This window comes from Nocardia sp. NPDC057272 (assembly GCF_042668615.1).
GTDB lineage: Bacteria > Actinomycetota > Actinomycetes > Mycobacteriales > Mycobacteriaceae > Nocardia.
In genome coordinates this window covers 1-21,325 of record NZ_JBHUYK010000040.1, presented here as the reverse complement: position 1 = coordinate 21,325, position 21,325 = coordinate 1, and the positions used below count along the sequence as shown (strand labels likewise).

18 protein-coding genes are annotated in these 21,325 nt (G+C 65.1%); 14 read left to right on the top strand and 4 right to left on the bottom strand.

What is annotated here, in order from left to right; genetic code table 11:
• Positions 1 to 97 precede the first annotated feature (97 nt).
• Positions 98 to 2,455, bottom strand: a complete 2,358-nt coding sequence (locus tag ACFULV_RS32545; RefSeq protein ID WP_378663456.1) for an MMPL family transporter — start codon at positions 2,453 to 2,455, stop codon at positions 98 to 100.
• 231 nt (positions 2,456 to 2,686) lie between these two features.
• Positions 2,687 to 3,460, bottom strand: a complete 774-nt coding sequence (locus ACFULV_RS32540) for a Zn-ribbon domain-containing OB-fold protein (protein ID WP_378663454.1) — start codon at positions 3,458 to 3,460, stop codon at positions 2,687 to 2,689.
• A 381-nt stretch (positions 3,461 to 3,841) separates the two neighbouring features.
• Here ACFULV_RS32540 and ACFULV_RS32535 point away from each other — a divergent pair, with 381 nt between their 5' ends.
• The 4 genes from ACFULV_RS32535 to ACFULV_RS32520 all read left to right on the top strand — a co-directional run bounded on the left by ACFULV_RS32535 (position 3,842) and on the right by ACFULV_RS32520 (position 8,367).
• On the top strand, positions 3,842 to 4,096 hold the full coding sequence (locus ACFULV_RS32535; RefSeq protein WP_378663451.1) for a hypothetical protein: 255 nt from the start codon (positions 3,842 to 3,844) through the stop codon (positions 4,094 to 4,096).
• A 157-nt stretch (positions 4,097 to 4,253) separates the two neighbouring features.
• Complete coding sequence (locus ACFULV_RS32530; RefSeq protein WP_378663449.1) at positions 4,254 to 5,744, top strand: long-chain fatty acid--CoA ligase; 1,491 nt, start codon at positions 4,254 to 4,256, stop codon at positions 5,742 to 5,744.
• A complete protein-coding gene (locus ACFULV_RS32525; RefSeq protein ID WP_378663446.1) occupies positions 5,741 to 6,220 on the top strand; it encodes a MaoC family dehydratase in 480 nt (159 codons plus the stop codon). Before ACFULV_RS32530 ends, ACFULV_RS32525 begins: the two co-directional genes overlap by 4 nt.
• Positions 6,221 to 6,855: 635 nt before the next feature.
• The gene (locus tag ACFULV_RS32520) at positions 6,856 to 8,367 is read left to right on the top strand and encodes a long-chain fatty acid--CoA ligase (protein WP_378663444.1); all 1,512 of its coding nucleotides are present in this window, start codon (positions 6,856 to 6,858) and stop codon (positions 8,365 to 8,367) included.
• A gap of 12 nt (positions 8,368 to 8,379) precedes the next feature.
• On the opposite strand, the gene ACFULV_RS32515 is transcribed toward ACFULV_RS32520, so the two are convergent.
• Positions 8,380 to 9,036, bottom strand: coding sequence for a TetR/AcrR family transcriptional regulator (locus ACFULV_RS32515; protein WP_378663441.1), 657 nt, complete (start codon positions 9,034 to 9,036; stop codon positions 8,380 to 8,382).
• Between the two features lie 150 nt (positions 9,037 to 9,186).
• Positions 9,187 to 10,605 (bottom strand): MFS transporter, encoded by a 1,419-nt coding sequence (locus ACFULV_RS32510; RefSeq protein WP_378663439.1) that lies wholly within the window; start codon positions 10,603 to 10,605, stop codon positions 9,187 to 9,189.
• A gap of 254 nt (positions 10,606 to 10,859) precedes the next feature.
• On the opposite strand from ACFULV_RS32510, the gene ACFULV_RS32505 reads away from it, so the two are divergent.
• The 10 genes from ACFULV_RS32505 to ACFULV_RS32460 all read left to right on the top strand — a co-directional run bounded on the left by ACFULV_RS32505 (position 10,860) and on the right by ACFULV_RS32460 (position 21,278).
• The gene (locus tag ACFULV_RS32505) at positions 10,860 to 11,255 is read left to right on the top strand and encodes an acyl-CoA thioesterase (RefSeq protein WP_378663436.1); all 396 of its coding nucleotides are present in this window, start codon (positions 10,860 to 10,862) and stop codon (positions 11,253 to 11,255) included.
• Between the two features lie 113 nt (positions 11,256 to 11,368).
• Positions 11,369 to 12,202 (top strand): phytanoyl-CoA dioxygenase family protein, encoded by an 834-nt coding sequence (locus tag ACFULV_RS32500; protein ID WP_378663433.1) that lies wholly within the window; start codon positions 11,369 to 11,371, stop codon positions 12,200 to 12,202.
• Between the two features lie 24 nt (positions 12,203 to 12,226).
• Entirely contained in the window at positions 12,227 to 12,628 is a 402-nt protein-coding gene (locus tag ACFULV_RS32495) for a RidA family protein (protein ID WP_378663430.1), read from the top strand.
• An 11-nt stretch (positions 12,629 to 12,639) separates the two neighbouring features.
• A complete protein-coding gene (locus ACFULV_RS32490) occupies positions 12,640 to 13,626 on the top strand; it encodes a hypothetical protein (RefSeq protein WP_378663428.1) in 987 nt (328 codons plus the stop codon).
• Between the two features lie 259 nt (positions 13,627 to 13,885).
• Positions 13,886 to 15,109, top strand: a complete 1,224-nt coding sequence (locus tag ACFULV_RS32485; protein ID WP_378663425.1) for an NAD(P)/FAD-dependent oxidoreductase — start codon at positions 13,886 to 13,888, stop codon at positions 15,107 to 15,109.
• Between the two features lie 386 nt (positions 15,110 to 15,495).
• Positions 15,496 to 16,584, top strand: a complete 1,089-nt coding sequence (locus ACFULV_RS32480) for an oxygenase MpaB family protein (RefSeq protein WP_378663421.1) — start codon at positions 15,496 to 15,498, stop codon at positions 16,582 to 16,584.
• Positions 16,581 to 19,433: an aldehyde dehydrogenase family protein gene (locus ACFULV_RS32475; RefSeq protein ID WP_378663418.1), complete on the top strand. Its 2,853-nt coding sequence runs from the start codon at positions 16,581 to 16,583 to the stop codon at positions 19,431 to 19,433. The genes ACFULV_RS32480 and ACFULV_RS32475 overlap by 4 nt, the downstream gene beginning before the upstream one ends.
• Before the next feature lie 30 nt (positions 19,434 to 19,463).
• Positions 19,464 to 19,631, top strand: coding sequence for a hypothetical protein (locus ACFULV_RS32470; RefSeq protein WP_189028376.1), 168 nt, complete (start codon positions 19,464 to 19,466; stop codon positions 19,629 to 19,631).
• Between the two features lie 13 nt (positions 19,632 to 19,644).
• Positions 19,645 to 19,908, top strand: coding sequence for a ferredoxin family protein (locus ACFULV_RS32465; protein WP_378663414.1), 264 nt, complete (start codon positions 19,645 to 19,647; stop codon positions 19,906 to 19,908).
• Positions 19,905 to 21,278 carry an FAD-dependent oxidoreductase gene (locus ACFULV_RS32460; protein ID WP_378663412.1) on the top strand — a complete coding sequence of 458 codons (1,374 nt, stop codon included), beginning with the start codon at positions 19,905 to 19,907 and terminating at the stop codon, positions 21,276 to 21,278. Before ACFULV_RS32465 ends, ACFULV_RS32460 begins: the two co-directional genes overlap by 4 nt.
• Positions 21,279 to 21,325: the final 47 nt, after the last annotated feature.

Sequence of the window (21,325 nt, the reverse complement as noted above, 5' to 3'; positions counted from 1 at the left end):
GACACAAAGTCGATATCGAATCGAATTCGAGTATGCATGCACCGTTTCGGCAGTGTCAATCCGTACAGGGACTTGCCGCGCCATTACGTGACGATTGTTACGTGAAGCGCCGGTCGGCGATCCTGTCCAGTCGATGGGTCGGGGCTTCGGCTTCGATCTCGGCGACGGTGCGCGGGCGGCGGGGAGTACGTGCCAGCTTGCTGTCGGGGACCGCGGCCATCTGCGCAGTCGGCGGATCGGTGATGGGTGTCGTCCGAACCAGATCGACCATCGCGTCCTGGTTTGCTCGGTCGTCGGCGAGCAACGGCTCGGACAGGCCGACCTTCTCCTGAATTCTTCTGGCCCACTTGGGGGCCCACCAGCAGTCGTCACCGAGCAGCTTCATGATGGCGGGGACGAGCAGCATGCGCAGGATCGTCGCGTCGATGAACAGCGCCGCGATCATGCCGTAGGCGATGTACTGCATCATCACCAGATCCGAGAACGCGAACGCTCCGGTCACCACCAGCAGGATGAGCGCGGCCGCGGTGATGATGCGGCCCGTCTGTGCAGTGCCCGTGCGGATCGCCTCGGTGGTCGACGCGCCTTGGGCGCGCGCCTCGACCATGCGGGAGATCAGAAAGACCTCGTAATCGGTTGACAGACCGTAGATCACCGCGATGATCAGCATCAACACCGGTGCGCTGATCGGCTGTGGCGTGAAGTTCAGAATCTCGGCACCGTTGCCGTCGATGAAGATCCAGGTCAGGATGCCGAGCGTAGAACCGAGCCCGAGAGCGTTCATCAGCGCCGCCTTGATCGGCAGCACCAGTGAACCGAAGGTGAGGAACATCAGCATGGTGGTGACCAGCAGGACCAGTGCGATCATCAGGGGCATCCGGTCGAGCAGGCTGTCGATGCTGTCGGCCATGATCGCGGGCTGACCGGCGACATACATCTCGACTCCGTCTGGCACGTCGATGGCGCGCAGGTACTCGATCGTCGGCTCTGCGTTGCCGGTCGGATCGACCAGGGTGGCCGAGGTGCGGTACACCGCCGGATCGTTGGAGCCGGTGTTGCTCGGCACGCCGAACTGGCCGACCAGCCCGGGCGCCTGGTTGGCCTGCTTCCATACCGTGCCGATGGCGGTGGTGTCCTGGCCAACGAAGACCAGTTGGATCGGGTCGGTCTTCTTCAGCGGGAACACCTCGTAGAAATGCTCGAGCGCGAGCCGGGTGCTGTTGTCGGGTGGAAGGTATTTCTCGTTGATGCCGCCGAAGGCCAGGTTCTTGATCGGGACGATCAGCAACAGCAGGCCGACGACGACCGCCACGGTGACCTTCACGGGGTGCCGCATCACCCATCGTGGGAGCCTGCCCCAGAAGCCGTTCTCGATCTCCTCGGCGGTCTTGGTCTTGCGAAAGCGTTTGATGCCGAGCATGTCCACCCGCGGCCCGAGCACCGCCAGCATCGCGGGCAGGATCGTCACCGCGGTCAGGGCGGCGAGGGACACGGTCGCGATGGTGCCGTAAGCGACCGAGCGCAGAAAGCCCTGGGGGAACAGCAGGATGCCGCCGAGGCTGGCAACGATCATCGTCGCCGAGGAGACGACGGTGCGTCCGGCCGTCATCACCGTGCGCCGGACTGCCGCGTGCGTGTCGTAGCCGTCAGCCAGTTCTTCCCGGAACCGGCTGACGATGAACAGTGCGAAGTCGATGGCCAGGCCGAGACCGATCATCGAGACCACAGCGGAGACGAACGAGTTGACGTCGGTGAAGTTCGTGATCGCCATGACGATGCCGTTGGCGCCGAAGATGGTGAGCCCACCGATGATCAGCGGCAGCGCGGCGGCCACGACGCCACCGAAGATGAAGAACAGCAGCACCGCCACCGCGGGGATGGCCAGCAGTTCCATCCGATGGACGTCGGCGGCGATGGTGTCGTTGAGAGTGCCGCCGATGGCCTGCAGCCCGGAGACTTCTACGTCGACACCGTTGATGGGGAAGGCGTCGCTCACCGCCCGGTAGCTGCGCAGCAGATCGGTGTCATTGTCACCGACGAGCGCCACCGACGCGAACGCGTGTTTCTTGTCGGCCGATCCGAACACCGACGGCACCGCGGGCGCGTCGCCGACTTGCCAGTAGGCGCCATTGATCTTGTCGATCTCGTTCGGATGTTCGGCCAGCGCCGTGTTCAGGCTGTCGACGATCGTGCCGCTGAACTGCGGATCGTCGATCGTCGTACCGTCGGGAGCGGTGTACAGCACGATGACGTCGGCGGTGTGGTCGCGCCCGAACGCCTGATCCGCGGTCCGCGAGCCCTGCGAGGATTCGGAACCGGGATCGTCCCACCCGCTGGAGGTGAGGTGGTCGGACAATCCGAGCCCGTAACCGCCCAGCCCCAGCAGCGCGGCACCGACAACCGCGATGACGACGAAACGAAACCGATGAACCAGGTCGCCCCAACGGCTGAACACAAACGACTCCTCTGTCTGTTGCGCCACCGACCTTCCCAGGCAAACCTGAGGATGCGCTGACAGGTGCAGGCGCAGCGGCAATCCCGGAGTGTGAGTCCCGGCACGTACGCGCAAGTTGTCTTCGCAGAGGAGGTACTCGTGACCTCCGCCTACGATGTCGCGGTCGCGAGAACAAGTCGCTCGCATCGACCGATCCTGTCGGCCGCGAGTTGACCGAGCTGGGCTTCACCTCTACGGCATGGATAGCGGCAGCGCAGAATGCCACGCCTGAGCCAGGTAAACCTGCAGCTGCCGTTTCAGTCCGCGAACCGTGGCATTGTCGGTCCGTCGCGGGCGCAGCGCGTCCTCCACTTTCTGAAGAAATCGCCTGCGGGTGATGCCGAACGCCACCAGCAATTCGCGTGCACCAGCGCCGCCGAACGGCGCCCATCGAATGGCGAAGGCGATCGCGGATCGCGATGCGGAATCGATGCCGTCAGCGCCTGCGAGGCGGTCACACTGCTGAAGTGCTGCTCGGATCCAGACCGAATCATAGACACGCTCAGCCGATAGCGGCGGCGACAGCTCTGCGGGTGCGTTTGCGCACCGCGCCGTGCGCCGGCCACACTCAGTCGATTCTGTCGATACGTGGCACACCGTGAACACGGGAAATTCGTCCGCTTGGACATGCGGCAGGAATTGGACACGGACCGACCCTTGCGCCGGTGGCGGAACTTCGCCGTCGATCGTCGTGAAGATCCACGGGCCGTCGTCCAACTCCACGACGGCGATCGTCCGCGGCATCACCTCGGCGGGGGCATCGCCGACGCTGCGATGCTCCAACCTCCACGAGACGATCGAACCGAGTCCAGCTGACGGTATCCACGCCAGTTCCGACGTGCACGTCGGACACGCAGAGGTCTGTGGCGCGAACAGTGCATGACACTCTCGGCACCTGCGGATCCGCAGCACAGTGTCGCCGTGATCTCCACGTGCGGGGCCCGTTCGCGGTGTGTGTCCGTACATGTCGGCCTCTCGAGGATGTTCTCTTGCTGGGAGTCCCGCCAACCCGCTGCCTCCGGTCGTGCTGAGACAACGGTCGATCGGCCTATATCCATACCTGGATGCGGGCCGTTCGTTGACAGCGCCACAATCCTATCTTAAACTCGAATCAGATTCGAGATCGAAAAAGTCGGTCCTTAGTGATGGGTGGGAAGGTCGGCGTGCCGGAGACAAGAAGACGACGGTGGGTTGAGGTGAACCGACTCGATTCGACTGGACCCACCGAAGGCCGGCGTCTCGGCGATGCAGGGGAGATTGTCGATGCCGCGGGGAGCTAGAAGACCTCTGCGCGGCTCCTCGAACAGGATGTCACCGCCGACACCTGTATCCGTCGACGGTTGGACGGTGAGTCCTGCCGACATCGATATTTTGGAATTCGCCGCCGTGTGGGCGCCATACGGAGGCAACGATGCCGAGGCTTTCGTGCAGTTCGGCCTCACCTCAGAAGAGTTCCACCGACGCCTGATCCGCTTGCTCGGCTCACCGGCTGCCCGCATGCTCACCAATTCGGCCGTCGTGACGCTGCGCCGGCAGTGCCTCGAGCGGTTGTACCGGCCGACTGCCCGCGGCACGCATTCGGGACCTCGGATTCGCGGATGATTATGGTGTGGAACACCGATCGGGACGATTGATTGTCGTCGCCGATATTGGCCCGCCGCTGTCCGCGCCCGACGATTGTCGGCGTGAGAATCACCAATTTTTCGTCGCCGAGTGCGCGAGCATTCACCTACCGCATGCCGGTCGAAGGGCCCAGTTCATGACCAATCTTGCCTGGAACCTGAAGGATTCGGCCGAACGGTTTCCGGCACGTCCGGCGGTTCGGCTCGACGACCAGGTGCTGACCTACGCCGAGTTCGACGATCTGAGTTCGCGGGTGGCCGGCTGGTTGCGGGAGCGCGGCTACACGCCCGGTGACCGGGTTGCGATCATGCTGCCCAATGTCATCGCCTTCCCCGTGATCTATTACGGAGTGCTGCGGGCAGGTCTGATCGTGGTGCCGATGAACCCGCTGCTGAAGCAACGCGAGGTGCGCCACCATCTGGAAGATGCCGGTGCGAAGCTCCTGTTCGCCTGGCACGCCGCGCTGCCCGAAGTTGCCTCCGCGGTGGTGACGTGTGAGGCGAGCGCGGTCACGGTGACCGAAGGGAAGCTGGCCGAGATCGTCTCGTGGCCCGCGCTGGTCGAGGTGACCGAGCGCGACGACGAGGACACTGCGGTCATCCTGTACACGTCCGGAACGACCGGGGCGCCGAAAGGCGCCGAGCTGACTCACGCCAACCTTCGGGCCAACGCCGCCGTCACCGCCGATACGCTGCTGGAGGCCACGCCCGAGGACGTCATCATGGGCTGCCTGCCCCTGTTCCATTCCTTCGGACAGACCGCAGGCCTGAATGTGGCCGTGCTGTGCGGGGCCGGTATCACGCTGATCCCGAGATTCGATCCGGTCGCGGTGCTGAAGCTGATCGAACGTGACCGGGTGACGATATTCGAGGGAGTCCCGACGATGTACGTAGGCTTGCTCAGCGCGGGGCATGATGTCGCCGATACCTCGACCATGCGCGCATGTCTGTCCGGCGGCGCGGCACTGCCGGTGGAGGTCCTTCGCGGGTTCGCCGACACCTTCGGCGTCCAGATCTTCGAAGGGTACGGTCTGTCGGAGACGTCCCCTGTCGCCTCGTTCAATCGCGTCGCCGAGGCGAAGCCGGGTTCGATCGGCACCCCGATCGAAGGTGTCCAGATGCGTGTCGTCGACAGCGACGGCAACGATGTCGAGCTGGGCGAAGTCGGTGAAATCGTCATTCGCGGGCACAACGTGATGAAGGGATACTGGAACCGCCCCGAGGCGACCGCCGAGGCCATCAGGGACGGCTGGTTCTATACCGGCGACATGGCCAAGCAGGACAGCGACGGCTATTTCGCCGTCGTCGACCGCAAGAAGGACCTGATCATCCGGGGTGGGTTCAATGTGTACCCGCGCGAGATCGAGGAAGTGCTCTACGAGCATCCGGCGGTATTGGAAGCGGCGGTGATCGGCGTGCAGCATCGGACTCACGGCGAGGAGGTCGCTGCTGTCGTCGCGCTGAAGGCAGGGTCTACAACGACTGCGGATCAGCTGCGCGAATACGTGAAAGCACGTGTCGCCGCCTATAAGTATCCACGCCACGTGTGGTTCGTCGAGGCGCTGCCCAAGGGGCCCACGGGAAAGTTGCTCAAGCGTGCCATCGTTGTTCCCGAGGAACTGTCATGACCGAGTCGTATGAGGTGCCGACTACCACCTCCATCGTGGGACTCGAGTCCTTCGTGGGACAACACCTCGGCACCAGCGAGTGGCTCGAAGTCACCCAATCTCGAGTCGACACCTTCGCCGATGCGACCGACGACCACCAATGGATCCATGTCGATCCCGAGCGCGCCGCCCGGGAGAGCCCCTTCGGTGGGCCTGTCGCGCACGGCTATCTCACGTTGTCGTTGCTGCCGTATCTCTTGCCGCAGGTTCTCGCGGTCACCGATGCGGTGGTGGGCGTGAACTACGGCCTCAACAAGGTTCGCTTTCCGGGTCCGGTTCCGATCGGTGCGAAGGTCCGCCTCAGCGCGACCCTGCAGTCGGTCGATCGGGTCCGCGGCGGAGTCCAGGTGACGATCGCCGCTGTCGTCGAGATCAGCGGTGCGGCAAAGCCGGCGTGCATCGCCGAGCCGGTCTATCGGTACTTGCAGCAGATCTGATCTGGCGCCGGTGACGTCACCAGGTATCGTCCACCAGTAGGCACTGGAGCCGAAGCTCCACAGAAACCCCACAGTTTCGACAGGAATCGGTGGGGATCTATGAGAGCTATCGAGCACAGTCGCTCAGCGGAAACCCCTCTGACATGGGTCGGAGGGGTTCACCGATGGCTACGGGCAGCGTGACCGCGAGACCCGCTGCGACGAGTCGGGGGTCGTCGATCTCGATTGCCTTCCAGCATGCGACTTCCGACAATGCGTCGCGGCCACTCTCGACGCTGTGAGACAGGGCGAGCCGCACGGGCGTTGAGGTCCCTGCTCGGCCATCGCGGCTATGACTCCTCGGTCGATATCGAACGGGTGACGTTGGTAGCGCCTGGCGTTCGTCGCTGCCTCCGGCAAACTCGCGCGCAGTCGCAGCGTAGCGGGAGGGCCGCACCGGGTGGCGGAGCTGCAACGGCACCGGGGTGGAACCGGTCCGTGTGATCCGCCAGCCCGAGCGAAACCGGTGACATATTTACACAACGAGTGTTATTTTATTTACCGAGTGGGCGCTCGGAATGTTGGGCACGGGGTTCGAGAATGCCCGCTGCTGTCCTGGCTGGGTGCTCGAATCTGATCGGAGAGGACCAATCGACATGTCGTTCAACCTGGCTACCATCCTGCGGGATTCCACCTCTGAGCGGCCCGACGCGCCATTTCTGCACGTGGAGGATCAGACGCTGACCTACCGTGACGTGGACGAGAGCTCTGGCCGGGTCGCGCGTTCGCTCCGCAACCGGGGCCTCATGCCCGGCGACAAAGTGGCTGTCCAGCTGCCCAACGGTCCCGAGTTCGTCACCACCTATTTCGCTATCCTCAAAGCAGGATTGGTGGTGGTGCCGTTGAATCCGCTGTTCACCTCGTGGGAGATCGAATACCACCTGACCGACAGTGAGTCACGAATGTTGGTCACCTCCACGTTCTCGACCGCCTCGGCGCTGGACGGCGCCGCACGCGCCGACGTCACCGACATCGTGGTCGTCGGAGCGGAACCGCCGGTCGGTACCGAAGCCTACGAGAGTCTGCTCGAAGCGGAGGTCATGGCGGGCATGCATCCGGCGACGGCCGACGACACCGCGGTCCTGCTCTACACCTCGGGAACCACGGGGCGCCCGAAAGGTGCTGAGCTCACGCACTTTTCGCTGTACATGAATTGCACGATGGCGCCTCGCCATTTCGACATGACCTCCGAGGATGTGATACTCGGCGTGCTACCGCTGTTTCACGTGTTCGGCCTGTCGAGCGTGCTGAACACCGCCGCCCGCTTCGGCAGCAGTGTCGCGTTGCTGCCGCGTTTCGAGGTGGAGGCAGCCCTCGACGCGATGCAACAGCACAGTGTCTCTGTGTTGATCGGGGTGCCGACGATGTTCACTGCCTTCCTCGGCGCCGATCTCGCTGCCCGCGCGATCGGTTCGTTGCGCGCGGCGGTGTCCGGCGGTGCGTCGATCCCCGGCGAGGTCATTCGCGGATTCGAGGAGAAATTCCCTGGCGTGGTGGTCCTCGAAGGCTACGGCCTGTCCGAGACGTCGAGCAGCGCGTGCTTCAACATCAGTGCGGCCGAACGCAAGGTGCTCTCGATCGGCAAGCCGATCTGGGGCGTGGAGATGACGATTCTGGGCACGGACGGTGTGCCGCTGCCTGCCGGTGCCGAGCACGTCGGCGAAGTGGCCGTGCGCGGCCATTGCGTGATGAAGGGGTATTACAACCGGCCCGAGGCGACGGCGCAAGCCGTCCGCGACGGGTGGCTGCACACCGGCGATCTCGGGTATCGCGATGCCGACGGATACTTCTTCATCGTCGACCGGCTCAAAGACCTCATCGTCCGCGGCGGCTACAACGTGTATCCGCGCGAGATCGAAGAGGTGCTCTACGACCATCCCGACATCGTGGAAGCCGCGGTGGTCGGTCGGGCCGACTCGCGCCTCGGTGAAGAGGTCGAGGCCTTTGTGGTGCTGCGACCAGGCAGCGCCGTCGACGAGCAGGCGCTGACCGCCTACACCAGACAGTATCTGGCTGCCTACAAATACCCGCGCTCGTTCCACATGGTGCCCGAGCTCCCGAAGGGCGCCACGGGCAAGATTCTCAAGCGCGAGTTGCGCCGGGGCTGAGTGCGGTCCGGCTCATCGGTTCCCGGCGAGGGGAGTGAGGAGCCGGATCACGCCGTCGAGGATTTCTTCGATCTTGTCCGGCCCGAAATCCTGGAGTTCCAGCGGGGTGACGACCGCGAATCCATCGCCCATCGCGCCGATCTGATCGGCGAGGATTGCCGCGGGGATATCGTCGCGGATAGTGCCGCGGCGCTGGCCTTCCCGGACGATTTCAGCGAAGCGCGCTCGGTAGTCGGCATAGCGCCGAGCCATGGTGTCTTTCAACTTCGCGTCGAACTGCAGGTTGGCCAGCAATTGCGACATGACAATGGAGAATTCGGGTTCGCTGACCGACATCTCGAGCCACCGCTGCAGCAGCGTGCGGATATCGGCCTCCGGCGCGACAGTATCGAGCAGCTTGTCATAGCGGTCGAAGCGGCTGTTCGCGAGCGCGAGGACGAGGTCGCTTTTGTTGGCGAAATAGTAGGTCACGGCACCTGTGGTGTATCCCGCGCGTTCGGCGACTTTGCGCAGTGACGTCTTGGCGAACCCGTGCTCGGCGACGACCTTGGTCGCTGCGGCGAGCAGTTCCGCCCGCTTCTCCTCGTGATCGCCGACCGGGCGTCCGGGCCCCCGCGTCGGACGTGCCGATCGCACGGGGTCCTCCGGGCTGTTCGTCTGCGTCAGCATGGTCCCATCATCACACCGCCGCCGCGTCTGTTCGACTCTCGGGCACCTGCCGGTCGGGACATGCGCGACGATGTGACACAGCCGCCATCGACGTCACAGGGCCGCCGGGCCTTTGACGGACCCGGCGGCCGACCTGCGTCGGGGACGTGGTCAGTCGGTCGGTCGGAGCTCGTTCTCCGACACCTCTTCCAGCGACTTGTTGGCCGTCTTCGGTCCGAACCCGAACACCACGATCGCGGATACGACATACACCGCGGCGGCGGCGATCATCAGGCCGGAACGGTCGAGCCCCCATTCGTCGGCGCTGTAGATGGCGGCCCCCAGAACGCCGGATACCACGCCACCGAACCGGCCGATACTGAAGATGACGCCTGTACCGAGACCACGTGCCTCGGTCGGCATGGTCTCGGGAATGTAGGCGTAGTACACGGAGAACACGACGCCGGTGAGAACTCCCGCCGCGCCGCCCGCGACGGCAACGAGGGGGTTGCCGGTGGCCAGGCCGAGCGCCAGGATCGGCAATGCCGAGGCCAGCGACGACCACAGAATGAGCGTTTTGCGTTCCACCCGGTCGATCAGGAGTGCGGTGGCCAGCGGAGTGATCGCATAGACGAGGGACCAGACGAATTGCAGTCTGTATGCCTCGGTTTCGGAGTAGTGCAGCGAATCGATCAGCACATAGACCGACCAGTTCTGATACATGTAGAGCCCGAGCGTGGCGCCGAACCAGCCGAAGCCGACGACGGCGACCAGGCGGAGGATGTTCCGACTCCGCACCAGCTCACGCAGGGTGAAGTTGGCGCCGGCTTCGGCGCGGATGATCGGTTCCGGCAGCGGCTTCCCCGCGCGGATGGCGTGGGCCTCGAGGTCGGCGACCTGCTTGTCGGCCGCGTCCAGGTCACCCTGGGCGACTTGCCAGCGCACCGATTCGGGGAGCAGGAAGCGGATGGCGGGAGCGATGATCAGGCCGATGGCGCCGAACAGGAACAGATAGCGCCACGTGCCGGGAGCGCTGTTGGGCAGCAGGAACAGCGCCAGTGCGCCGAGGGCCGGCGCGGTGACAGTGAAGGCGATCGTGGCGACGGCGACGAATCGTCCCCGGGATTTCGAGGGGAACATCTCGGCGATGTACACCAGCAGAATCGAGGTCGCCGCCTGCACGCCGATGCCGGTGATGATGCGGGACAACAGCATCCAGGAATACTCGGGCAGGACCGCTGACATCAGGGAGGCCAGCGAATAGACCACTGTCGCCCACACCAGCACTGTGCGGCGGCCGAATCGGTCGGCCAGCCGTCCGCCGATGAGCGCGCCGATCAGCATGCCGACGAAGAATGCGCTGCCGATCGTGCCGATCTGGCCTGTGGTGAGGTTCGCGTCGGACTGGAGTGCGGGCGCGATGTAGATGAACAGGCCGTTGTCGTAGTACTCGATCATCAGGTTGATGGCGATCAGCGCGATCCACAAGATGTGTGGCTTCAACACGGGAAGCCGATCGAGCCGGGCGACGATATCGGGTCCGTACGGGCGCGGGCTGACACGGTCGGTGATGGTGGGCTGTTGCGTCACGGTGTGCTCACTGGAGTCGATCACGTCTTCGCGGCGTGATGGGAATGGAGGCGTCGGCACGAATGGGGACGCCTGCGAGCGGAATGGTCTCCCGTTCCGGGGCGATACCCTCGGCTCAACGGGTGACCCACACCACATTAACCGGCCGTCATGATTTACACAACAGTAGTTGTGTAAACTCTGATCACCGGCCGCGTAGGCGACCCGGCGCACGTCGTTCGCCTCGCGGTCTCGAGAAGTGGGAGGTGGGAGAAATGGGATCAACGCAGCTCATCGAGATTCCCGTGCGCTGGACAGACGTGGATGCCTATCGGCATGTCTCGCACATGGCCTTGGTGGCGCTCCTCGACGACGGGCGCGGCCGCTGGTTCGAGTGTGTCGTCGGGTCGGAGGTGATGGGCTGGGAGTATGTCGTCGCCCGGCTGGAAGTGGACTTCCGCGCCCCTGCGGTTCTCGGTGAGCGGGCGCTGTTCGGTTCGTTCGCGGTGGAGCGTGTCGGTTCGTCCAGTGTCAGGTTGCGCGAACGGCTGATGACCGCGTCTGAGGTCGTCGTGGTCGACGCTGTCTGCGTGGTTGTCGCCTGGGATCGCGAACGATCGGTCGGCCGCGCGCTGACCGGAGTGGAGAAGTCGCTTCTCGTTGGTCGATAGCTGCCGGCTCGACCACTGGGGGCGATGTGAGCAATTTACAAAACAGTTGTTGTGCAAATCGTGGGTGGTGGCTAACGTGGTGGACGTCACCCCAAAAGCGGTTAGGAGACACCATGATCGACGAATCGGTGAAGAAGGCGTTCTGGGAAGATGGCGCGACTGTCGTCCGCAACTTCCTCGACCCCGAGCAGCTCGCTGAGCTGTATGAGGTCTTCCAGTGGAACGTCGCCAACCCGGGCCCGTTCGTATTCCGGAAGCTCGAAGGTACGAGTCTTCAGACCCACATCGACAATGCCAATCCGGCTGCCAAGCAACGGCTCGACAATCTGATGACCCGGCTGCCGTTCGGCGAGTTCTTCGCCGAACTGTGGGATTCCCAGCATGTCTGGTATTTCGCCGAAGAAGTATTCGCGAAGGAGAACGGCGCGAGCGGACGTGGCCCCTTCCATCAGGACACCTCGAATCTGCCGTGGGCGGGCCCGCACTGGGGCAATGCCTGGGTCTCGTTCCAGCACATCCCCAAGAAGAACTCGCTCGAGGTCGTGCGTGGCAGCTGGAAGGGGATCGAGTACGACGGTGCCAGCTTCGCCAACGCCGACGATCCGACCGAGCCGCTCTACGGCGACGGATCGCTGCCACGACTGCCGTGGATCGACAAGGATCTGGAAAAGGACCCCGACTCATGGGATCTCGTCTCGTTCGAGGTGAACCCCGGCGACGTGGTGTTCCTGCATCCACGGTCGCTGCACGGTGGTGCGGCAGTCGATGCCGACTGTCCGGACCGACACACCCTCGTTCTTCGGTTCTTCGGTGACGACGCGCAATTCCGGGAACTGCCCAAGACCAACCCCCGCTATGTCCGCAACGGTGTGCTGTTCACCGAGGAGATGGCGAAGCTGAACGAGGGTGATCCGTTCCGGTCGCCGGTCTTTCAGCGGCTCGTCTGACCCCTCACCCATCAGGAGTTTTCGATGTCCAAGCGTCAGTATTTCAACCCCGGGGCTCGTGCCGAGCGCTACCACGCCGAGCTGCATTTCGCGACGGCCACCCGCGTCGGCGACCTGATCTGGGTCTCCGGTCAGGTCGGTATCGACCCGGCTACCTCCGCGCCCGCCGAGGGTATCGAGGCGCAGGCCCGGTTCGCGTTCGAGGGCGTCAAGCAGGCGCTCGAAGCGGCCGGTTCGTCGATGGACAACATCATCGAACTGCTCACCTACCACATTGATATGGCCCGCGACGGTGAGATTTTCGGCAAGGTCAAGGATGAATACATCAAGGCGCCCTACCCGTGCTGGACCGGAATCGGCGTCACGCACCTCGCCCGCCCGGAGTTCCTGTGCGAAGTCCGCGTCGTCGCCTACGCCAACGACTGAGGAGCGGGTCCGTGGATCCAACGCAGTCACGACGGATCGGTCTCTATGGGACCGGCCGCGCCGCCACAAAACTCGTCAGCGCGATCGCGGCCAGTCCACACACACTGACCACCGCGATCGTCTTCTTCGACGAGCAGGCAGGGCGCGACATCGGTTCACTGACCGGAGGCCCGGCCGTCGGCGTCACCGCGACCACCGATCTCGAGGGTGCGATCCGTTCGGGGGAGTTCGAGGTCATGGCCTACGCGGGCCTGAAAGGTGAAGTGCTGTACCAAGCGATCGACCTGTGCGTCGATGCAGGCGTGGACCTTGTTCACGCCTGCTTCGTCCATCCCCGGGTGACTTTTGATCTCGAGCTGTACACGCGGTGGCACACACGCGCCGAGGAAACCGGGGCCCGTGTCGTCGGCACCGGTATGCTGCCCGGCTTCTGGCTCGATGTCCTGCCGGCGCTGCTGAGCAGCGCGTTGCCCTCGCCCGTCTCGATCATCGGCGAATCCCGGTCCGACATCACCCTGTGGGGCCGGGGCGTACTGGTCGACGAAATGGGCCTTGGTACCCCGGCTACCCCGGATCAGCCCGGCCCGATGAGCGGTGTGCTGCACGAGTCCGCGGCGATGATCGCCGACGTTCTCGGCCTCACCGGGTATGAGACGCACGTGGAGGGCGGCTTCGTGATCGCCGAGGCCGCTACCGAGGTGATCGGGATCGAGGTAAGCCCCGGTGACCGGGTGGGATTCGATCAGGCAGCCGTGATGGTCCACGACGGTCGCGAGCGGGTCCGCATCGCTTGGAAGGGCCTGCCCCAAGGATCGTTCGAGGGCTACGAGCGGTCGATGTCAGTCACCGCGATCGGTGGGGACGGCTCCGCATGCACCCTGAAGATCACCCCTGCACCCGATCCGTATCCAGGTACCGCCGCACGCATCGTGCACGCCGTCGGCGCGTTCGGCTCGTTGCCAGGCGGCCTGCACACCCCCGTACAACTCGGTATCTGAACCTCGGAAGTTGGCGTCCGACGGCGGATCGGACGTTGTACGGAGTCATCGAAGCTCATGACACACAACGACTCTCGGCTACAGATACGCCGATAGAACCTCGCGCCACGGACATAGGCCTCTTGGGCAGCGCCGTCATCCGACAAGACAGGAACACAACATGAATGGAAGTCCACTGCCGGACTGTGGCCCCAGGTACACCACCTTTACCGGTTGGGTCGACCGGCCGGCCGACCTGGCAGCGTCGTTGGGAGCCTCGATGAGCTGTGACGTCGTGGTGGTCGGTGGCGGTCTCGGCGGCATGGCGGCCGCGTTGCGGCTGGCCGAGCGCGGGGCCGACGTCGTCCTGCTCGAATCGGATTTCTGTGGCTACGGTGCGAGTTCGCGCAATGCCGGGCAGCTCTCGGCCAAGCCGACCGGCGAACCGCAGATCCTGGCCAAGGTGAATCCGCAGCTGCTACGCGACCTGGTCAGGTTCGCCGCGTCCTCGGTGCGATTCGCCGAAGATCTGCTCGAGCGGCTCGGCATCGACTGCGAATACGAAGCGGTCGGCAACGTGGGCGCCGCGGTCACCAAGGGGCAGATGCGCAAGGTCCAGCGCGACGCGCAGGCCCTGCTCGCCGCCGGCGCGCACCTGGAGGTCGGTGACCAGAAGGAACTCGGTCTGCCCGATACCTTCCTCGGCGGCATGCTGACCCCGGCGGGAGGCACCATGAACCCCGGCCTGTTCACGCTGGGTCTACGTGGGGCGCTTTGTGATTCGGGGGTGCGGGTGTTCGAGCAGTCACCCGTGCAGTCGGTGGAGGACATCGGTTCGGGCGCGATGGTGACTACGCCGCTGGGCCGGGTACGCGCCAAACGGGTGGTACTGGCCAATAACGCGTGGGCTCCCGAGTTGGCGATCGCGCCGCGACGGCTCTCTCGGCCGGTGTGGGTCAACATGATCGAGACCGCACCGGTCGAGCGCGAGCGCATCGTCGCCACCGGATGGACCAGCCGCGCGGGCCTGGCGACCAAACACAATGTGATGGAGAGCTACCATCTGACCCCGGCCGACACGATCGCTGTGGGTGTTCGCCAGCTGAAGCTCGGGAAGAACCCTGTCGTGGAACGTATTTCGGATCCCGGCGTGGTGGCCGACCTCACCGATGCCTTCCGCGCTCGGTTCCCGTCGTTGCGCGATGTCGCCGTGACCAAGACATGGGGCGGCTGGATCGCGATGACGTCCTCGCGGGCACCCGTGGTCGGCAAGGCATCGAAGAATGTGTACTACGCCATCGGCTGCAATGGTCACGGTCTCGGCCAGGCTCCCTACCTCGGAAGCTTGCTGGCCGATCACCTGACCAGCGACGAGATCCACGAGGACATGATGCCGTGGTGGCAGTCGGAGAACCGTTTCTCTCGTTCGCTCTACCTGCACAATCCGGTGTTGCGGGCGGCCTGGCTGGCCGACCGGATCGGTGACCGCCGCGTCGGCCGCTGAGTCTGCGTTCGCCGAAGTGCGCTGTGCCCCTGTCGAATCGGAACTGACAGGGGTACTCGGCGTATTCGTCGTCAGCGGTGCTGCCGACTTGACTCAATCGGCACTCTTCCCGCCGCCGGGGTAGCCGGTGGGTTCGAGAGTCGCCTGGTGGTCCCGCCACCGGTCCTCGTCGCTGCGGCGCGCATCGTTGTGATGCTCGATTTCCTTGGCGCTTCCGTCTCGGTTCACTGATCGGCCGAAAGCATTGCGCAGGGTGGCCCCGATCTCTACTCTTGAAACAAGATGCAGATCGTGTGTCAGTGCCTCAGGACCGCTTACTGGTTAGCGCCTCGGGGCGTCATGGCTCAACCAGGGCGCACCGAGGGGTGCGGGAAGGAGTGTCGCTCATGACCGAGTTGCAGGAGAGTTCGACGGCTGCGCAGATTGGTGAGCAAGCCGGGCCGCTCGCGCTCGACCAGGACTCTGTCGTGGGCCGCAATGTCTACCAGGCGGGTGAGCGCCTGCATTCCCGTCCCGGCGACGGCAGCCTGAGCCGGTCGGAGCGGGTGCAGCGACCCATCCCGCCGAACTCCCTGACCTGGAAGTACTTCGGCGACCGGCGGACCTTCCTCACCATCCTGCGCACCGCGGGCCTCGAGAACATGTGGCCGCAGCTGGGCCAAGCGGTCTCGGACCATTCCCAGGTCTTCGGCGACAAGGCGAACTTCGCCGAACGCGGAGCGCGCTCGCGCCGGATCATCGGCACACTCGTCTACGCCACGCCCGAGGACGCCAAGAAGATCGCGGTGAAGATCCGCAACTATCACAAGACCCTGAAGGGCGATATGCCCCAGGGCCACACCTACCACGCGATCAACCCCGAGACCTACTACTGGGCGCATGTCACCTTCTTCGAGGCGATCTACAACTGGGTCGACCATTTCGGGCGGCGCCCACTCACCCGCGCCGAGAAGGAGCAGATCTTCGAGGAATCGAAGGAGTGGTTCTCGCTCTACGGTGTCGACGACAGCGCGCAGCCGCAGACCTACGACGAGTTCGTCGAGTACCTGGCCGATGTGTTCGAGAACGAACTGATCTCGACGACCGTGAGCCGCTACACCTTCGGCTTCGCCGTGAAGCCGCTGCCCGCGCCGCCCGGCATGCATCCGGTCGCCAAGAAGCACGTCTGGCCGCGAGTCGCGGCGTTGGTGCGCCTGCTCAACGTCGGTGCGCTCGAACCGATCCTGCGCGATCGGCTGGAGCTGGTCTGGACCGAGGACGACCAGCGCAATTTCACCCGCGTCAGCCAGTTCATGCGTGCCTTCTCGGTCGTGTACGACCGGCTTCCGCTGCGCTACCGGTTCCACCCGGACACGGTCGCCGCCTTCGAGCGTGAGGGCATCGACCCCAAGGACATCACGCTGGAGTCGGCGAAAGCCGCGCTCGCCGCATCGCGTGCGACCTTCGCGGCCCGCAGTGCCGAGGTCGTGCCGTGACTCTCGAGCCGCGCACCCGTGGACCGGCACCACACATCGAGATCGTGACGCCGGAGCAGCTCACCCTCGACGAGATTCTCGAGGCGCAGAAACGCGCGTTTGTAGCCGAAGGCATTCCGACGCTGGAAGTGCGCCGCGACCGGCTGGCCCGCCTGGGCGCCCTTCTCGGTGACAACGCCAGCGCGATCGCTGACGCCTTGGCCGAGGACTTCGGTTCCCGGCCGCGCGCGCTGTCGCTGGTCGGCGACGTGCAGGCGTGTCTGATCGACATCGCCGAGCAGCGCCGCCACATCGGCAAGTGGATGGCGGAGTCGCGGCCGTCCCGGCTGCTCGACATGGCGGGCATCCGGGCGCGGGTGCGCCACGATCCGCTCGGCGTGGTCGGCGTGATCGGCCCGTGGAACTTCCCGCTGCAGCTGGCCTTCACGCCGGCCGCGGCGGCGCTGGCGGCAGGCAACCGGGTGATGGTTCGCCCGTCCTCGGTCACCGAGCACACCACCGGGCTGCTCGCGGCCGCCGCGCCGGACTACTTCGACGTCAGCGAGTTCGCGCTGATCACCTCGACCCACGGCGGCGGCTCGGACTTCTCCAAGCTGAAGTTCGACGCGATGTTCTTCACCGGATCCCCGGAAGTCGGCGCCTCGGTGGCCACCGACGCCGCGAAGAACCTGGTGCCGGTGACCCTCGAACTGGGCGGCAAGAACCCCGTGGTCGTCGATGCCGACGCCGATATCGATCGGGCCGCCAAGCTCATCGGTGCCGCGCGGGTGACCAACTCCGGCCAGGTGTGCCTGTGTCCCGATTACGTCTTCGTGCCCGAACAGCACGTCGAACGGTTCGTCGCGCAGCTGCTCGAGACCTGGAAGTCGGCCTTCCCGTCGATCCTGAAGAACCCCGACTACACCTCGATCATCAACGACTCGAACTACAACCGCATCAACGGGCTTGTCGCCGAGGCTGTTTCGCTGGGCGCGACCGCCTACAGCGCGACACCGCTGGGTGAGACGCTGCCGGACGCGGGCACCCGCAAGATCGCGCCGACGGTGCTCACCGGAGTTCGCCCCGGGTCCAAGATCGAGGAGACCGAGGTATTCGGTCCTGTGCTGACGGTGTACCCCTACGCCGACATCCAACAGCCGATCGACTTCATCTCCGCCCACGACCACCCGCTCACGCTCTACTGGCACGGGCCGCGCAACAAGCGGTTCGACGCGGTGGTCGAGGGCACCAGGTCCGGCTCGGTGCAGGCCAACGACTTCCTGATCAACATGCTCCCGGCCATGCCCTTCGGTGGCGTCGGCAAGAGCGGCATGGGCAACTACCACGGCAAGTACGGCTTCGAGACCTTCACCCATTCCAGGGCGGTGGCCTTCTCGTGGAGCCCGGTGAAGTTCACCTCCACCATCGCGCCGCCCTACGGCCCGCTCGGGAACCGCATGCAGGAAATGGCCACCTCGGGCCTGGCCCGCGCGTACCGCGGTGTTCGGGACGCCAAGAAACAAGGCGGTCATTCGCGCAAGATCCTCGCTACGCCACCGGCGGGGTCGGGGCTGCGTGCCGTCGAGGGAAGTGGCAATCCGCAGCTCGTCGCCGTCATAGAGATGTTGCTGCGCAGGCAGGAGCGGCAGCTCGATGCGCTCGAACGCTACGGCGACCTGACCTTCTACAACGACTTCGGCCGGCCCATGGTCAGCGTGATGACGCCTGAAGGCGCCGAGCTCGTCGGCATGAACAAGTTCCGCAACTACGCCGCGGGCCCCGGTTGGGACCCACTGATCGGCGTCTCGTTCAAGCGCGGCCTGCTGCTGATGGATTTCGAAGAGCACCGCATGCACCGGCTGATCTTCCAGCAGGCGTTCACCTCTCAGCAGCTCAAGGGATACCTCGACGGCATCAACGACGTGATCATCGATCACGTGGCGAAGTTCCCCATCGGCGAGGTCGAGCTGGTGGAGATGGTCCGCGCGATCGCTTTCGACATCGCCGCGAAGGTGTTCCTCGGCCTCGAACTGCCGGAGCCGGAGAAGCACGAGCTGCACCGCGCCTTCGAAGACGCGTTGACCGGCCTGTCGGCCATCGTGCGCAAGCCGATCCCGGGCGGTGCCTGGATGAAGGCGATCAACGGCCGCGCCAAGCTGGAGGAGTTCTTCAACAAGTACCTCCCGCTCAAGCGCGCCGAGCCGGGCGCCGACCTGTTCTCCAGCCTCTGCACGGCCAGCGACGAGGACGGGCACAGCTTCAGTGACGAGGAGATCGTGGATCACATGATCTTCCTGCTGTTCGCCGCGCACGACACCACCACCGCCGCGATGACCACGGTCGGCTTCTACCTCGCCAAGTACCCCGAATGGCAGGAGCGGGTGCGCAAGCAGAGCCTGCGCCTTGGCCTGGCGGTGCAGTACAACGAGCTCGGCGAGATGAGCGATTTCGAGCTGGTCTTCAAGGAGTGCCTGCGGCTGAACCCGCCGGTGCCCGCGATGGTGCGCGAAGCCGTCGAGGACACCGAGCTACTCGGTTACTACATTCCCAAAGGCACGCTGGTGTCGGTGCAGCCGTTCGCGGTCCACCACAACCCGCGGGTCTGGCGTGATCCACAAACGTTCGATCCCGAGCGCTTCGCTGCCGATCGGCAAGAGGAGCGCGTGCACAAGATGGCGTGGATGCCCTTCGGTGTCGGGGTGCACAAGTGCATCGGACTGCATTTCGCCCAGCTCGAAGCCAAGGCATTCTTCCACGCCCTGCTCCGGCAGTACGACTTGTCGGTTCCGGCCGACACGCCGTGGGTGCCGGACTACAAGACCCTCGGCCTTCCGCGCGGCGGTGGCCGCGTTCAGGTCCGTGCCCGCTGACCAGCCAACTATGTGAAAGCGAAGAATACGATGAGTGACTCCCCGGTGCTGGAGGCGTGCGTCATGTGCAAACGCCCGATCGTGCCCTGCGAGGAATGTGACGGCACCGGTGCCGTCGCCGGCGAAGAGTGCGAAGTGTGCAACGGCGCCAAGATCGGGTGCCCGGTGCACCACGACGACTACATGAAGAAGCTGTGAAAAGGGACGTGCCATGACCTACGTTATTGCCGCGCCGTGCATCGCCGACTACTCCTGCATCGAGGTCTGCCCTGCCGACTGCATCTCGCCGCGCCCGGACGACCCGGACTTCGACAAGGCCGAGCAGCTCTACATCGATCCGCGTCAGTGCATCGACTGCAACGCCTGCATGGAAGCCTGTCCGGTCAGTGCCGCCTTCCATGAGTGGGACCTCCCGGAGAAGTGGAACAACTACCTCACGGTCAACGCGGATTACTACGAACGTTCCCTGCGGTGAGCCCGTTGCGGGTCGCCGTCGTCGGTGCGGGTCCGGCCGGGCTCTACGCGGCCGGACACCTGCTCGCACCGAAGGAGGGCACGTACCTGCGGGGGCGGCTGCGCCAGATCGTCACCCGGGAGATCGAGGTCGATCTCTACGACCGGCTGCCGGTGCTCGGCGGACTGGTGCGTTATGGCGTCGCCCCTGATCATGGCGAGAAGAAGCTCGTGCTGGACTCGCTCGGGCGGATCCTCGACAACCCGCGTTTCCGGTTCTTCGGTGGCGTCCGGGTCGGTACCGACGTGAGCACCGAGGAACTGCTCGACTGGTACGACGCGGTCATCATCGCCGTCGGTGCCTCGGGCGACTCGGTGCCCGGGATTCCCGGTGCCACGCTGCCGGGCGCCTTCGCCGCGCGCGAGTTCATCGCCTGGTACAACGCCCACCCGGACAGCGCCGAGCTGCCAGTGCGATTCGACTCCGAACGCGTGGTGATCGTCGGCAACGGCAACGTGGCGATGGACGTGGCGCGGGTGCTGAGCCTGCCCACTGACGTCCTGCGCGCCACCGACATCGCCGGCCACGCGCTCGACGCACTGGCCGGGAGCAAGCTGCGCGAAGTCCGGGTACTCGGACGGCGTGGTGCGGCCGACGGCGCGTTCAACAACCCCGAGCTCGAGGAGCTGGGCGAGCTGCCCGGCGTCGACGTCAGCTGCACGGGCTTCGAGAACACCGGAGACGACGGGCAGTTCGGCACCGATCGGAAACTGGCCACGCTGGCCGACTACGCCGGCCGCCCCTCGACCGACGCCGAGCGCAAGATCGTGCTGTCCTTCTGTGCCTCACCGGTGGAGATCCTCGGTTCGGACCGGGTGGAGGGCGTGCGGATCGAGCGCAACGACCTGGTCAAGGACCCGTCCACCGGCCGGGTCGAGGCGGTCGGGTCCGGCGAGTTCGAAGAGGTGCCCGCAGGCATGGTCATCTTCGCGACGGGCTACTTCGGGACGCCCGTCGAGGGGCTGCCCTTCGACGAAAGTCGCGGTGTCATCCCCAACGATGAGGGGTCGGTCGTGGGTGTACCGGGCGGATATGTCACCGGGTGGATCAAGCGCGGGCCGCGCGGCATCATCGGCACCAACAAGAAGTGCTCGCGCGACACGGTGATCCGCCTGCTGGCGGACGCGGACGCGGGCCTGCTGCCGACCGGCGGGACGCTCGGTGCGGACGAGGTGCGTGCGCGCGTTCGCGACCGGGTGCCGGGAGTCGTGGAACTCGACGCCTGGCGCCGGATCGAGGCTTCCGAACTCGAGCGGGGCAAGGTGGCCGGGCGCTCGCGGGACAAGTTCGCCCGCGTCGACGACATGCTGGCAGCCGCCGGAGTCCGATAGCGGATTCCTGCAACTGAATACAGGAGAGGCGCCCGACCGGTTGGTCG

Coding starts and splice junctions, on each gene's coding strand:
- ACFULV_RS32540 (WP_378663454.1), bottom strand. CDS start 3,460: ATGTACGGACACACACCGCGAACGGGCCCCGCACGTGGAGATCACGGC.
- ACFULV_RS32530 (WP_378663449.1), top strand. CDS start 4,254: ATGACCAATCTTGCCTGGAACCTGAAGGATTCGGCCGAACGGTTTCCG.
- ACFULV_RS32525 (WP_378663446.1), top strand. CDS start 5,741: ATGACCGAGTCGTATGAGGTGCCGACTACCACCTCCATCGTGGGACTC.
- ACFULV_RS32520 (WP_378663444.1), top strand. CDS start 6,856: ATGTCGTTCAACCTGGCTACCATCCTGCGGGATTCCACCTCTGAGCGG.
- ACFULV_RS32515 (WP_378663441.1), bottom strand. CDS start 9,036: ATGCTGACGCAGACGAACAGCCCGGAGGACCCCGTGCGATCGGCACGT.
- ACFULV_RS32505 (WP_378663436.1), top strand. CDS start 10,860: ATGGGATCAACGCAGCTCATCGAGATTCCCGTGCGCTGGACAGACGTG.
- ACFULV_RS32500 (WP_378663433.1), top strand. CDS start 11,369: ATGATCGACGAATCGGTGAAGAAGGCGTTCTGGGAAGATGGCGCGACT.
- ACFULV_RS32495 (WP_378663430.1), top strand. CDS start 12,227: ATGTCCAAGCGTCAGTATTTCAACCCCGGGGCTCGTGCCGAGCGCTAC.
- ACFULV_RS32485 (WP_378663425.1), top strand. CDS start 13,886: ATGAGCTGTGACGTCGTGGTGGTCGGTGGCGGTCTCGGCGGCATGGCG.
- ACFULV_RS32480 (WP_378663421.1), top strand. CDS start 15,496: ATGACCGAGTTGCAGGAGAGTTCGACGGCTGCGCAGATTGGTGAGCAA.
- ACFULV_RS32470 (WP_189028376.1), top strand. CDS start 19,464: ATGAGTGACTCCCCGGTGCTGGAGGCGTGCGTCATGTGCAAACGCCCG.
- ACFULV_RS32465 (WP_378663414.1), top strand. CDS start 19,645: ATGACCTACGTTATTGCCGCGCCGTGCATCGCCGACTACTCCTGCATC.